Here is a 13,838-nt window from a genome sequence, read left to right as displayed (position 1 = left end):
CCCGGCACGACGAGCGACTCACGCGGCGGGCACGCAGGATACAGGCATGGAAACAAAGAAGGGCGAGCGGATCAAGACATTGATGAACGTGCTGCAAGGGCAGAACGCGATTCATCTGAAGGAAGTCGCCGAGTTGTTCGGCGTGTCCGAAATGACGATCCGCCGCGATCTCGCGGACAACCCGCACGGCCTCAGCCTGATCGGCGGCTACGTGACGCGCCATTTCGCCGCGCAGCGCAGCGACATCGGCGAATACCTGATCAGCGCCGAGAACAACCGGCAGACCGAGGAAAAGCGCCGCATCGGCAAGCTGGCCGCGCAATTCGTGACGACCGGCGACACGATCTTCGTCGACTGCGGGTCGACCACGCCGTTCATCGTCGATTTCATTGCCGACGACCTCGAATTCACGGCGGTCTGCAATTCGCTGAACGTGTTCGCGAAGCTGCAGCAGAAGCCGCATTGCAACGTGATCCTGTGCGGCGGCGCGTATCACCGCCAGAACATGGTGTTCGAATCGGTTGCCGAAACGGGCATCCTCGATTCGGTGCGCGTGTCGAAGGCGTTCATCTCGGCGGCCGGCGTGAGCGACCGCTGCGGCGTCACGTGCTTCAACTTCCACGAAGTCGATGCGAAGAAGAAGGTGATGGCGCGCGCGCAGAACCGCTTCCTGCTGGTCGACCACACGAAGTTCGACGAAGTGCGCGCGGCCTATTTCGCGGAACTGACCGATTTCAACTACGTGATCTCCGACGGCCAATTGAGCCGTCGCTACGAAACCGCGATCCGCGAGCACGGGATCGCGCTCGTGACGTGAGGCGGCGCGGGCGTGCGGCGCGCTTTTCGTCGCGGTTTTCATCACGTTTTCCATCACATCACGCATCGCGCGCTTCCGCCGCGCTCAGGTAGCCGGTGACCACGTCGAAGCGGCGCGACGCGCCCGGCGCCAGCGCCGCGACGTGGCCCTTGCGGCGTTCGGCTTCGTAACCTTCGGGCTCGCAGGTCGACGGCAACGCGAACGCGGCGACCTGCTGGTCCGCGTTGTGCAGGATCCAGCGCGTCGCATGCGGGAATTGCGCGGGGCGGTACGCGGTGTGGAACGCGCCGCCGTCCGGATGCGCGAGCCGGAAATGCGCGACGCCGTCGCCGTCCGTTTCAACCTCGTTCATGAAGAACACGATCTCGGGGTCGTACAGCGCGGGCGCATCGAGCGTCGCGAGCCGCGCCGGATCGCGCGCGAGCGTGGCCGTGTAGTCGCGCCACGCGGCGGTCGGCTTCACGTGCGCGGGCACGCTGTCGCGCAGCCGCATGCCGCCAGGCGGGAGCGACTGCTCGAAGCGGCCGCCCGGCACGTACGCGTAGTTCAGGTGGGCCATGTACATCAGGTCCATCGGCGCGCCGCCGAGGTTCGTCACGTCCATCGCGATCGTCATCCGCGCATCGTGCTCGGCCAGCCGCACCGACGGACGCGCGACGTAGTGGCTGCCGAAGCCCTGCACGTATTCGTACTCGCCGGTCACCTCGACCGTCGCGCCGCGCGCATCCGCGCCGACGACGAGGCTCGCGCGGTCCATCGGCGCGCACGGCATCTCGCCGTGCAGCGCGTGCGTGTCGTCCGGCCCCGGGCAGCCGTTGCGCAGCAGTCCGCTGTGGAACATGAAGCAGCCGTAGGTGTCGATGATCGACGCCACGCGCTTCGGCTGCCGGAACATGTGCTTCATCGTCAGGTCGCGGCCGTCGAATTCGGCCGCCCAGATCATCTGGCCGAGATACGGCAGCACGACGAGATGGCCGCGGCGGTTCTCGAGCTTCAGCGCCTCGACGCCGGACGGATACGCGAACGCGGTCACGGTGAGGCCGTCGGTGCGGTACAGCGTGCGCGGTGTTTCGCGGAAGTCGTCGCGCCGCAGTTCGATCTCGCCCCGCATCGTCAGGCTCCCGACGTGTTGCGCGTCGCGGCGTAGCGCGTGGACGCGTGGCCGTCGGCCGCCGCGTCGGGCGTCGCCGCCGGCAGGTGACGCAGGCAGTAGAAGCCGTAGTAGACGATCACGACGAAGCAGACGAGCGGCACGACGAACGCGAGCTGCATGTTGCCGCCGGTGTGATCCGAGATCAGCCCCTGGATCAGCGGCACGACCGCGCCGCCGACGATGCTCATCACGAGGATCGAGCCGCCGTATTCGGTGTCCTTGCCGAGGCCGTCGATCGTCAGCCCGTAGATCGTCGGCCAGCACGGGCCGAGGAAGACGCTCACGCACACGGCCGCATAGACGGCCGTGATGTTGTGCACGCTGATCGTGTACGCGAGCAGCGCGATGCACAGGATGCCGTAGACGATCAGCACCTTGGCCGGCCCGACGCGTTTCATCACGAGCGTCGCGACCAGCTTGCCGACGAAGAACGCGAAGAAGGTTGCGAGCAGGTAGCGCGATGCGCCGCGCTCGGTGAGGCCGCCGATCTGCATCGCGAGCCGGATCGTGAAGCTCCATACGCCGACCTGCGCGCCGACGTACAGGAACTGCGCGACCACGCCCGCGACGAAGCGCCGGTTGCCGAACAGTCGTGCGAGCGTGCCGCGCGCGTCGATCCGGTGCGTGACCGCGCCCGTGCCGTTGCCCTTGCAGGCCGGGTACGGCGTGAGCGCAAACACGATGAACACCGCGACGAGCACGACGATCAGCCACTTGTACGGCTCGAGCGTCGCCTGGATCATCGCGAGCTGGTGCGTGTGCGCGTCGGCGGCCGACATCGCCGCGAGCTGCGCATGCGACGCGTCGCCTTCCTTGAAGATCAGGAAGCTGCCCATGTAGACGCCGGCCATCGCGCCGAACGGATAGAACGTCTGCGAGATGTTCAGGCGCCGGGTGCTGGTGTCGCGCGGGCCCATCAGCGTCGAATACGAGTTCGACGCCGTTTCGAGGAACGACAGGCCCGCGGCGATCACGAACAGCGCGACGAGGAACATCCCGTACTTCGCCATCGACGCGGCCGGGAAGAACAGCAGGCAGCCGGTCGTGTAGAGCAGCAGGCCGACGAGGATCGTCGTCTTGTAGCTGAACTTCTTCACGACGGTCGCGGCCGGAATCGCAAGGAAGAAGTAGCCGAGATAGAACGCGGACTGCACGAACGCCGATTCGAAATCGGACAGGAAGAACGATTTCTTGAACTGCGCGATCAGCACGTCGTTCAGGTTCGCGGCGGTGCCCCACAGCGCGAACAGGCAGCACAGCAGCGTGAACGCGAAGAGCGGCGTGCGATTCAGGTAATAGCCGTCGGGGGCGTGTTCGATCCGGGTTCGGCTCATGGGTGTCTCCTTCCCAATGTCTCGTCGATGAAGGCGCCGGTCAGAAGCCGGCGTCGCGGAGAAAGCGTTCGAACGTCGCGGCGTCGGCGTACGACTTTTGCGTGCCGAGGCCCGTGACCGAATGCGCGGCGTACGCGGATGCGTAACGCATCGCATCGATCGCGTCGCGCGACGCCGCATAGCAGCGTGCGAAGCAGCCGATATAGGCATCGCCCGCGCCCGTCGTGTCGCGCGCGTCGACCGGGACGCCCGGCACGTGCCGCACGCCGTCGCGCGATACCAGCAGCGAACCGTTGCTGCCGAGCGTGACGAGCACGTGCTTGAGCCCGCGCGCGACCAGCGCTTCGGCGGCGCGGGTCGCACTTTCGCGCGAATCGACCGGCATACCCGACACGATCGCGAGCTCGGTTTCGTTCGGCACGAAGAATTCGACGGAGCGGATGCGTTCGAAATCGAGGTCGGCGACCGCCGGTGCGGGATTCAGCAGCACCGGAATGCCGTGCCGCGCGCCGAATTCGATCGCGTGATAGACGGTGTCGAGCTCGATCTCGAGCTGCAGCACGATCAGCGCGCATTCGGCGAGCATCGGCGCGGCCGCGTCGATGTCGGCCGGCCGCAGGTGGCGGTTCGCGCCCTTGACGATCAGGATGCTGTTGCTCGAATCGGGCTCGACGAAGATCGGCGCGACGCCGCTCGGCACGCCGGCGACCTTGCGCACGTGCGTGGTGTCGATGCCTTCGCGTTCGAAGTTGCGGATCGTGTTGTCGGCGAACACGTCGTCGCCAACTTTCGTGACCATCACGACGCGCGCGCCGAGGCGCGCGGCCGCGACGGCCTGGTTCGCGCCCTTGCCGCCGCAGCCGAGCTCGAAGTTCGGGGCCTCCAGCGTCTCGCCCCGGGCGGGCATGCGCGCGACATAGGTCACGAGGTCGACCATGTTGCTGCCGATGACGGCGATTGTCTCCATCTGCGTCTCTTCCTTGGTATGGGATGCGCCGCGGCGCGCGCATGGTCGGCGGCCGCTCGCGACAGGTGATAATAAAATCACATTGAATGTGAAAATGCAATCCTATGATGTTAGGAGGGTCACTTTTCGGTCGCTGGCCAGGCGGACGAGACGCCCGCATGCCGCTGTCGGCATGCAAAAAGATTGCACGTGGGAGGGCCGGCGAGGATGGGCCAGAAAGACGGGCTTTCGCGAGAACCGCGCGCGATCCGTCGTGCGCATGGCTGTTTTTAGCAGTCCGTTCCTGCGGGGGAACGAGGCATCGATGGCAAGACGCCCGTGATGTGCGAAAGCGCGTCGGTCACGGGCGTACGGAGGCTACCGCTGCGCCACCGCGCTCGTTTCCCGCCAGCCGCCGCCCAGCACCTTGTACAGCGTGATGAGATTGGACTGCTTGGCGAGCATGTCCGTGACCAGTTGCTGTTGCGCGGCGTAGAGCGTGCGCTGCGCGTCGAGCAGGGTCAGGAAGCTGTCGGTGCCGCTGCGATAGCGTGCCTGCGCGAGGTCGTAGTACTGCCGCGCGGACTCGACGTAGTCGCGATCCGCGGCGACCTGGGTGACGTACGTGGTGCGTCCCGCGAGTGCATTCGACACCTCCTTGAACGCCGTCTGGATGGCCTTTTCATAGTTGGCGACGTCGATGTCCTTCTCGACTTTCGCCACGTCCAGCGTGGCGCGGTTGTAGCCGAAATCGAAGAGCGGCACCGAGAGGGTCGGCGCAAACGTCCACGCCCCCGTGCCCGCCTTGAACAGGTTCGAGAGGCTGCCGCTCGTGGTGCCCGCGGAAGCCGTCAGCTCGATCTTCGGAAAGAACGCGGCGCGCGCCGCACCGATGTTGGCGTTGGCGGCCTTCAGCGTGTGCTCGGCTTCGACGATGTCGGGCCGGCGCGCGAGCAGATCCGACGGCACGCCTTCGCCGATGTCCGCGAACGTGTGCTCGCTTTCCATCAGCGAAGGGCCCTGCGGCAGATCGTCGGGCAGCGGCGCACCGATTTCGGCCACCAGGTTGTTGCGGTCCTGCGCGACCGCACGCGTGTACGAGGCGAGACTCGACCGCGCGCTCGCCAGCGAATTTTCGGCCTGGCGCCCGTCCTGCAGCGACGCGCTGCCCATTTTCATCATGTTCACCGTGAGATCGTAGGTGTGCTGGTCCGCATCCACGGTGTTCTGCGCGATCTGCAACGACGTCTCGTCGGAGCGCAGTTGCAGATAGTCGGTGGCGACGGTCGCGATCAGGCTGATCTGCGTGCTGGTGCGCGCGGCGTCCGTGGCGAGGTACTGCTCCAGCGCCTGGCGCTTGAGGCTGCGCAGGCGGCCGAAGAAGTCGATTTCCCACGATGTGAGGCCCACGCTCGCGCTGCTCGAACCGTATGCGCCCGTGGAGCCGGCCACGCGTTCGCGCGTGATCGAGCCGGATGCGTTGATGGCCGGTCCGACGTTGGCGCGCGCAATGCGGTACTGCGCTTCGTACTGCGCCACGTTGAGCGCGGCCACGCGCATGTCGCGGTTGTTCGCGAGCGCGAGTTCGATCAGCTTTTGCAGTCGCGGATCCTTGAAGAAGTCGCGCCAGCCGAGGTCGGCTCCCAGCGGTGCCGCAGCCGTGCTCTGCGCGGCCTTCGGCTGCGGCCGCGAGGGCACGGTGGACCAGGTATTGTCGACCGGTGCGGCCGGCCTTTGGTACGTCGGGTCCAGCGTGCAGCCTGCCAGCATGCCCGTGCAGACAAGGGCGATCAGTGTGCGTTTCATGCGTTGCCCTCGTTGATGCCGGCGGAGTCCGTCGTGTGACCGTGTTCGTTGAACAGTCTGCGCACCACGACGAAGAAGACCGGTACGAAGAAGATGGCGAGCACCGTGGCCGCGATCATGCCGCCCGTCACGCCCGTGCCGATGGCGTGGCGTGCGCCGGCGCCGGCACCCGTACTGATGACGAGCGGCAGCACGCCGAACACGAACGCGAGCGAAGTCATGAGAATGGGGCGCAGCCGCATGTGGGCGGCTTCGAGTACGGCGTCCACGAGGCTGCGTCCCTGCGCTTGCAGATCCTTCGCGAACTCGACGATCAAGATGGCGTTCTTCGTGGACAGACCGATAGTGGCCAGCAGCCCCACCTTGAAATAGATGTCGTTCGAAAGCCCGCGCCCATGAGCGGCAAGTAACGCGCCCAGCACACCGAGCGGCACGACGAGCAGCACCGCAAGCGGAATCGACCAGCTTTCGTAGAGGCCCGCCAGGCACAGGAACACGACGACGAGCGAGATCGCGTAGAGCACCGTGGCTTGCGAGCCGGCCTGCTTCTCCTGATACGACTGGCCCGTCCATTCCACGGCGAAGCCGGGCGGCAGTTTGCGTGCAAGCTGTTCGACTGCCGTCATTGCCTCGCCGGTGCTCACGCCGGGCCGCGTGGCGGCCGAAATGCCGGTGGCGAGCTGCCGGTTGTAGCGTTCGATCTGTGGCGGCCCGGACGTCCAGTGGCTCTTTGCGAACGACGAGAAGGGCACCATCGTGGAGTCGTAGCCGGTCGTGCTCGTGGTGCTCGAGGACGATGAAGACGACGAACTCGACGCACTGCTGCTTGCCTTCACATACCAGTCGCCAAGGTCGGCAGGCATCATGCGATACGGGGCGTCCGACTGCACGTAGACTTTCTGCACGCGCCCCGTGTCGATGTAGTTGTTCACGTAGGACGAACCGAACGCGGTCTGCAGCGTCGCGTTGACGTCGGAGATGGAAAGCCCCAGCGCGTTGGCTTTTTCGCGGTCGATGTCCACCTGCAGCTGCGGCGTGTCTTCAAGGCCGGACGGACGCACCATCGCGAGCGTCGGCTCCTTCGACGCCATGCCGAGAAACTGGTTGCGCACCGCGAGCAGCTTGTCGTGGCCTGCGCCGCCGCGATCTTCTATCTCGAAGTCGAGGCCGCTTTGCGTACCCAGTTCCTGAATGGCGGGCGGGTTCAGCACGAAGATGCGCGCGTCGCGATTGCCGGCGAAATGCTGGTTGGCGCGCGCGATGATGGCCGACACGCTGTCGCGCGAACCGCGCAGGCTCCAGTCCTTGAGCGTCACGAACGCGATGGCGTTGTTCTGCCCCTGGCCGTTGAAGCTGAAGCCGTTGATGGCGATGACCTGCTTGACGCCCGGCTCGTCCTTCAGCACGTACTGCTCCACGGCCTCCACCGTCTTCAGCGTACGCGAGGCCGGCGTGCCCGCGGGCGCGCTGATCGACACGATGAAGTAGCCCTGGTCTTCGTCAGGCAGGAACGAGGAGGGCAACGTGACGTAGAGCAACGCCACGACGCCGGCGATCGCGCCGTAGAGCAGCATGTAACGCGCGGGTCGCGCGACCACGCGTGCGAGCGAGGAACTGTAGCCCGCGTTGCGCTTGGCGAACCACCGGTTGAACCAGCCGAAGAAGCCGCGCTTGTCGTGGTGCTCCACGTCGGCGCGCTTGAGCAGCGTGGCGCACAGCGCCGGCGTGAGCGTAAGCGCGAGCATGACCGACAGCAGCATCGCCGAGACGATGGTGATGGAGAACTGCCGGTAGATCGCGCCCGTGGAGCCCGCGAAGAACGCCATCGGAATGAAGACGGCGGTGAGCACGGTGGTCACGCCGACCAGGGCGCCGGTAATCTGCCCCATCGCCTTGTGCGTGGCTTCCTTCGGGCCGAGCTTCTCCTCGCTCATGATGCGCTCGACGTTTTCCACCACCACGATGGCGTCGTCCACGAGCAGGCCGATGGCGAGCACCATCGCGAACATCGAGAGTACGTTGATCGAAAAACCGATCATCGACATCACGCCGAACGTGCCGAGCAGCGCAACGGGCACCACGAGGGTCGGAATCAGCGTGGCGCGCACGTTCTGCAGGAACAGGTACATCACGAGGAAGACCAGTACTACCGCTTCGAACAGCGTCTTCACGACCTCTTCGATCGAGATGCGAACGAACGGCGTGGTGTCGTACGGGTAACTGATCGCGACGTCCTTCGGCAATTGCAGCTGGATCTCGGCGAGCTTCGCCCGCACGGCGTTGGCCGCGTCCAGCGCGTTGGCGCCGGTGGCGAGCTTGATGGCGAGCGCGGATGCCGGCTTGCCGTTCAGACGCGACGCGGTGTCGTAGCTGTCGCCGCCCACCTCGACGCGCGCCACGTCCTTCAGCAGCACGCGCGAGCCGTCGCTGTTCACGCGCAGCAGGATGTCGGCGAACTGGTCGGCGCTCGTCAGCAGACTCGACGAGCGGATGGTCGCGTTGATGGCCTGCGAATCCGTTGCCGGCGAGCCGCCGACCTGCCCCGTGGAAAGCTCGACGTTCTGGTTCGTGATGGCCGTGGTCACGTCGGAGGGCGCGAGTCCGAAACCGTGCAGCTTCACCGGGTTGAGCCAGATGCGCATCGCGTGCTGCGCGCCGAACAGCGTCACGTCGCCCACGCCGTTCAACTGCGCGAGCGGATCTTCGATCCGGGTCGCGATGATGTTGCCGAGATCCACCGAATTCCAGGTGCCGCCCGGCGACGAGAGCGCGACGATCATGAGAAAGCTCGTCGACGCCTTCGCGACCTGCACACCTTGCTCCTGCACCGTTTGGGGCAGGGTAGGCGTGGCCTGCGTCACCTTGTTCTGCACCTGTACCTGCGCGATGTCGGGATTCGTTCCGGGATTGAACGTCAGCGTGATGGTGGCTTGCCCGGCGGAACTGCTCGTGGACGACATGTACAGCACGTTGTCGATGCCGCTCAGCTTCTGCTCGATCACCTGGGTCACGGTTGCCGCGACGGTGTCGGCGGAGGCGCCGGGGTAAGTGGCCGTCACCTGCACGGAGGGCGGCGCGATGGTGGGGTACTGCGCGACGGGAAGACTCGTGACCGCCGCCGCGCCCACCAGCATGATGACGATGGCCATGACCCACGCGAGAATGGGGCGCTTGATGAAGAACTCTGCCATGCCGTTCTCCGCCTAACGTTGTGCCGACACGGTCGAGGCCGTGTCCGTCGCGGGTGCCGCGGATGCCGCGTTCGCCTGCGTCTGCGGCGTATCGGCCGCCACCTTGACCGGCGCGCCCGCATGCACGCTCTGCAGGCCGCTCACGATCACGCGGTCGCCGGCGTGCAGGCCCGAGGTCACGATCCATTGGTCCCGGAATGCGTTGTCGGCCGTGACTTGCACTTGCCGCGCGTTGCCGGCCGCATCCACGACGTAGACGCTCGCCTTGCCGTCCGACGCGCGCGTCACGGCCATCTGCGGCACGAGTATCGCGTTGTCGTTCTCGCCTTCTTCCAGGCGGGCGCGCACGAACATGCCGGGAAGCAATTCGCGTTCGGGGTTCGGGAACGTGCTGCGCAGCGTGACCGACCCGGTGGTGGCGTCCACCGTGACGCCGGAGAACTGCAGCGCGCCGGGGTGGGCGTATTCGGTGCCGTCTTCCATCACGAGCGTGACGGCGGCGCTGTCGCTGCCCGTTTTCTTCAGGCGCCCGGAAGCGAAGGCCTTGCGAAGCCTCAGCCATTCCGTGCTGGGGCGCGTGACGTCGAGGTACATCCGGTCGAACGCCTGGATGGTGGCGAGCGCGGTGGTCTGGTTCGAGGTCACGAGCGCGCCTTCCGTCACGGTCGATGCGCCGATGCGTCCGGAGATGGGCGCACGCACGTGCGTGTATTCGAGGTTCACGCGCGCGGATTCGAGCGCTGCCTCGTCGGCCGTGACGCTCGCGGCGTCTGCGCGAACCGCGGCGACGGCGTCGTCGTAGTCCTGCTTGCTCACGGCGTTGATCTTCACGAGTTCGGTGAAGCGGTCCGCTTTCGTCTTCGCCGAAGCCAGCGTGGCGCGGGCGTTTTCCAGCGTGCCGCGTGCCTGGTCGTAGGCAGCCTGGTAGGTGGCCGGATCGATCTGGTAGAGCACCTGGCCCGCCTTCACGTCACTGCCTTCCACGAACAAGCGCTTGAGGATGATGCCGCTCACCTGCGGTCGTACGTCGGAGACCTTCTGCGCGGAAAGGCGGCCGGAAAGTTCGGTCGTTTCGACGATCCGCTGCGGCGCGAGCGAGAGCACGCCCACCTGGGCGGTCTGCGTGGCGAAGCCGCCGGGCGGTGCGCCGGTTTGCCTGTTGCAGCCGGCGGTTCCGACTATCGCAAGGATCGAGAGTGCGGCAAACAGCTGGCGCGGCCTGTACGTCATGGGGTGGTGCGCGTGGTTCGCGAGAATGGGCGTCTTCATCTTTGACCTGTTTGGACATCGCGATGTCGCGCGATGCGAGAACGGGACGGCTCCGGACGCTTCAGGGGACCTGGCGGTGCCGGTGCTGGACAAGGCGTAACGCTACCGACGGCGCATTTTTTTGTGCTTACGGAAACTTACTGTCCAGTGACGCGCCTGGAGAGGGGGAAGAGAATCGGGATTTCGGCATACGTAATACCCTCGCGGCCCGGCCCTTGTGCTGGTTCCGTTAGGAATCGCAAATCACAGTAATATTTCGAAAGCCAGTCAGATCGTATCCGGGCTACCATCATTTCGTCCTCACGCCGCCCTGAATACCTGAAATGCACCCATCTTCCATCCCCGGCTCCGCGCCGCAAGTCCTGCTCGTCGACGACGATGCGGAACTGCGCGACCTGCTGCGCAGGTTCTTCCAGCAGCGCGGCATCGAGTTCTCCGTTCTGCACGATGCAACGAATCTCGCGCGGCGGCTGGAGCGCGAACGGCCGGCCATCATCGTGCTGGACCTCATGATGCCGGGCGTGGATGGCCTCACCGCGCTCAAGCAGCTGCGCGCGAGCGGCGACACGATTCCCGTCATCATGCTGACCGCGCGCGCCGACGGCATTGACCGCGTGCTCGGGCTCGAACTCGGGGCGGACGACTATCTGGGCAAGCCGTTCATGCCCCAGGAACTGCTCGCGCGCATCCAGGCAGTGCTGCGCCGCCAAGGGCCACCGCGGACGACAGCGGTGCAGGAGAAGCCCGCTCCGTGCCGGTTCGGCCGCTTCGAACTGGATTTCGCGACGCGCACGCTGCTGTGCGAAGGCACGCCCGTGAAGCTCACCGGCGGCGAGTACGCGCTGCTCGAGGTGCTGGCCTCGCACCCCATGGAAACGCTTTCGCGTACGCGGCTCATCGAATTGCTCCACGGTCCGGATGCCGAAGTGACCGAGCGCGGCATCGACGTGCCGGTATGGCGCCTGCGCCGCCTGATCGAGGACGACCCGTCCAATCCCCGACGGCTGCAAACCGTGCGCGGGATCGGCTACATGTTCATTCCCGACAACCCGGCCGATGAAGAATCCACTTGATACGATGTTCGGCCGGCTCGTCATCACCACGGTGGGCCTGCTGATGCTGGTTCATCTCACGTCGCTGCTGTTGATCGAGCGAACGCGCGCGAGCCTCGCCGCCTTCCATATTTCGCGCGTCGTGGAGGTTGCCGCCGGCATGGACGGGCGGGGCGGCGACGGCGAGCGGTCCGGGGCGGACATCCTCGGTATTTCGTTCGTGGACCTGAAGCAACTGCCGGCCGCCGACGCGCGGCGCTTTCGCGACGACACGAACGGGCCCATCGAACGGCAATTGCGGCACGTGCTGCCGCCGGGCACTCACGTGGCAATGGACGACGACGGCACGCTGCGCGTGCTCCCCGCGGGCAGCACGCGTGGCATCGTGCTGCCGCAAGCCGAGGTGCCGCTGAGCCGTTTCACCGGGGCGCTGGCGTTGACGCTGATGTTCGCCATCGTGGTTGCCGTCGTGCTTGCGTGGCAATTGAATCGCCCCATTCGCGATCTTGCCGCAGCCGCGCGCGAACATCGCACCGGCCACCATCTGAACATGGTGCGCAAGCGCGGGCCGCGCGAATTGCGCGAGCTGATCGGCGACTTCAACGACATGACCGGCGAGCTGGCCGTGGCCGAGCGCGAGCGCGCCGTGATGCTGGCGAGTATCGCGCACGACCTGCGCACACCGATCACACGCATGCAGGTGCGGGCAGACCTGCTGACCGATCGTGGCGATCGCGAGGGCTTTCTGCGCGATACCGAGTCCATGTCGCGTGTCATCACGCAGTTTCTCGACTTTGCGCGCGAGATCCCCGAAGGTTCGCCGCGGATCAGCGTGGACACGCATTGCCGTCGCGATTACACCGACGCACCGAGTCCGAGCGGCGAGGCGCACCGGGATGCGCTCGTCACGCTCGATCTTCACGCGGGGCCCGACTTCATGCTACCTGCGGTCGACATCGACCGCATGCTCTCGAACCTCGTCGAAAATGCGCTGACCTACGGCGAGCCGCCCGTGGAGATCACCACGCGAGCGCATGGCGAGCACTACGAACTCGTGGTGCGAGACCACGGGCCCGGCGTATCCGAGCCTGATCTGGATCGCGTGCTGCGTCCGTTTGTCCGGCTCGATCCCGCTCGCGGCGGCACCTCGCACAGCGGTTTGGGCCTGGCCATCGTTCACCGCCTCGTTCGCCATCACGGCGGCACGCTGCAAATTGCCAACGCGGCCGACGGCGGGCTCGTCATAGCGATGCGGTTTCCGAAGCGCGGCGTCGCGCAATGAAGCGCCGCGCGCCGCCCAGCTTGCTTTATGCGTCCATATCTTCAGCGCGAGGAAAAAGATGTAGATGGAACTCGCGAGCTTGACCGCGTCATAAAGCCAGGGCCGGCCCGCAGCGAGCGCGGACAGGAAGAACCCCATCCGGCAATCGCGATCGCGTAGCCGAGCGCCTCGGCGACGATCAGCGGCCAGGTGCCACGCAAGCGGACCTTCAACCCGGACGACAGCAGCAGCGTATTGGTCGGCCCCGGCACGATCGGCACCAGCGACACGTACATCGACATCTTCAGCAAGGCTTCCTGGATGGGCACGCGGCCTCCTCGATTCGTCAGTGTCGCGGTTCGCGGCCGGCCAGCGCTGGCACGCCGTTGAAATGTTTCAGCGCGAATGCGATTCGCGCTTCCGTGAATGTGCTCGCCTTCATGACCTTTCTGTTCTCCCGCGGGCTCGAGAACACCGCGGTGACGATCCACGCGCTCGCGGCGCGCCTGATCTCTTCGGGCCGTTCGGCATGCTGTCGCGCGCGCTTGGCATGAACATGTCGCAGATGAACCTGCACTTCGACGGCTACCCGGGCGGATGCGTGACGACCGTCGCGCTGGACGCAGACGTCAAATACAAGCTGCTCCAGTGCGTGACGCCGGTGAGCGACGGCAAGAACGTCATGCACATGCTGATCTCGATCAGGAAGGCGCGCGGCGTGCCGCGGCGCGCGATCGACTACGGGCTGTTCGGGCTCCAGACCCGACAGGCGGCGGGGTACGACGTCAGGATCTGGAACGGGATGAAGCCGGACGGCGGCGGTGCGTACAGCCGGTACGACACGCTCGTGCTGAAGTACCGCGCGTTCTACCGCGGCTGGGTCGCCCGCGTCGGGGTGAGCGAGCCGCCCTGCGCGAGCCGGCGGCGTTAGCCTGACCGGCGCCGGCCGCGCCGTTCCGTCCGGCGCGCGCGAACAGCGATGAACCGCATGGACGGCCGGCGTTGGCGC

Annotated in this window: 9 protein-coding genes and 2 pseudogenes; 4 read left to right on the top strand and 7 right to left on the bottom strand. The window is 66.2% G+C overall.

Going from position 1 to position 13,838, the window contains the following annotated elements:
- Positions 1-46 precede the first annotated feature (46 nt).
- The gene (gene deoR, locus KU887_RS33980; RefSeq protein ID WP_006491525.1) at positions 47-817 is read left to right on the top strand and encodes a DNA-binding transcriptional repressor DeoR; all 771 of its coding nucleotides are present in this window, start codon (positions 47-49) and stop codon (positions 815-817) included.
- 58 nt (positions 818-875) lie between these two features.
- Here the strand turns inward: deoR and KU887_RS33975 are convergent, their stop codons facing one another.
- The 6 genes from KU887_RS33975 to KU887_RS33950 all read right to left on the bottom strand — a co-directional run bounded on the left by KU887_RS33975 (position 876) and on the right by KU887_RS33950 (position 10,516).
- On the bottom strand, positions 876-1,928 hold the full coding sequence (locus tag KU887_RS33975; protein WP_058903735.1) for an aldose 1-epimerase family protein: 1,053 nt from the start codon (positions 1,926-1,928) through the stop codon (positions 876-878).
- Positions 1,929-1,930: 2 nt separating this feature from the next.
- Entirely contained in the window at positions 1,931-3,304 is a 1,374-nt protein-coding gene (gene fucP / locus KU887_RS33970) for an L-fucose:H+ symporter permease (protein ID WP_048986049.1), read from the bottom strand.
- Between the two features lie 40 nt (positions 3,305-3,344).
- Positions 3,345-4,271 carry a ribokinase gene (gene rbsK / locus KU887_RS33965; protein WP_006489721.1) on the bottom strand — a complete coding sequence of 309 codons (927 nt, stop codon included), beginning with the start codon at positions 4,269-4,271 and terminating at the stop codon, positions 3,345-3,347.
- A gap of 357 nt (positions 4,272-4,628) precedes the next feature.
- Complete coding sequence (locus tag KU887_RS33960; protein WP_112751600.1) at positions 4,629-6,056, bottom strand: efflux transporter outer membrane subunit; 1,428 nt, start codon at positions 6,054-6,056, stop codon at positions 4,629-4,631.
- Positions 6,053-9,247: an efflux RND transporter permease subunit gene (locus tag KU887_RS33955; protein WP_258258601.1), complete on the bottom strand. Its 3,195-nt coding sequence runs from the start codon at positions 9,245-9,247 to the stop codon at positions 6,053-6,055. The genes KU887_RS33960 and KU887_RS33955 overlap by 4 nt, the downstream gene beginning before the upstream one ends.
- Positions 9,248-9,259: 12 nt before the next feature.
- Complete coding sequence (locus KU887_RS33950) at positions 9,260-10,516, bottom strand: efflux RND transporter periplasmic adaptor subunit (RefSeq protein ID WP_077020421.1); 1,257 nt, start codon at positions 10,514-10,516, stop codon at positions 9,260-9,262.
- Positions 10,517-10,839: 323 nt separating this feature from the next.
- Here KU887_RS33950 and KU887_RS33945 point away from each other — a divergent pair, with 323 nt between their 5' ends.
- Entirely contained in the window at positions 10,840-11,589 is a 750-nt protein-coding gene (locus KU887_RS33945) for a response regulator (RefSeq protein WP_258258596.1), read from the top strand.
- A complete protein-coding gene (locus KU887_RS33940) occupies positions 11,573-12,850 on the top strand; it encodes an ATP-binding protein (protein WP_043205951.1) in 1,278 nt (425 codons plus the stop codon). The genes KU887_RS33945 and KU887_RS33940 overlap by 17 nt, the downstream gene beginning before the upstream one ends.
- Before the next feature lie 30 nt (positions 12,851-12,880).
- Here KU887_RS33940 and KU887_RS33935 read toward each other — a convergent pair.
- A pseudogene (locus tag KU887_RS33935) lies at positions 12,881-13,158 on the bottom strand (LysE family translocator); the annotation flags it as partial.
- A gap of 185 nt (positions 13,159-13,343) precedes the next feature.
- Between KU887_RS33935 and KU887_RS33930 the strand changes: the two are divergent.
- Positions 13,344-13,760 (top strand): annotated as a pseudogene (locus tag KU887_RS33930) (2Fe-2S ferredoxin); the annotation flags it as partial.
- Positions 13,761-13,838 lie beyond the last annotated feature (78 nt).

The sequence above is a fragment of the Burkholderia sp. EMB26 genome (genome assembly GCF_024730645.1).
GTDB classification, from domain to species: Bacteria; Pseudomonadota; Gammaproteobacteria; order Burkholderiales; family Burkholderiaceae; genus Burkholderia; species Burkholderia cenocepacia.
This window is presented reverse-complemented; position numbering and strand designations above follow the sequence as displayed.

Coding starts and splice junctions, on each gene's coding strand:
- KU887_RS33950 (WP_077020421.1), bottom strand. CDS start 10,516: ATGAAGACGCCCATTCTCGCGAACCACGCGCACCACCCCATGACGTAC.
- KU887_RS33955 (WP_258258601.1), bottom strand. CDS start 9,247: ATGGCAGAGTTCTTCATCAAGCGCCCCATTCTCGCGTGGGTCATGGCC.
- KU887_RS33975 (WP_058903735.1), bottom strand. CDS start 1,928: ATGCGGGGCGAGATCGAACTGCGGCGCGACGACTTCCGCGAAACACCG.
- deoR (WP_006491525.1), top strand. CDS start 47: ATGGAAACAAAGAAGGGCGAGCGGATCAAGACATTGATGAACGTGCTG.
- KU887_RS33960 (WP_112751600.1), bottom strand. CDS start 6,056: ATGAAACGCACACTGATCGCCCTTGTCTGCACGGGCATGCTGGCAGGC.
- KU887_RS33940 (WP_043205951.1), top strand. CDS start 11,573: ATGAAGAATCCACTTGATACGATGTTCGGCCGGCTCGTCATCACCACG.
- rbsK (WP_006489721.1), bottom strand. CDS start 4,271: ATGGAGACAATCGCCGTCATCGGCAGCAACATGGTCGACCTCGTGACC.
- fucP (WP_048986049.1), bottom strand. CDS start 3,304: ATGAGCCGAACCCGGATCGAACACGCCCCCGACGGCTATTACCTGAAT.
- KU887_RS33945 (WP_258258596.1), top strand. CDS start 10,840: ATGCACCCATCTTCCATCCCCGGCTCCGCGCCGCAAGTCCTGCTCGTC.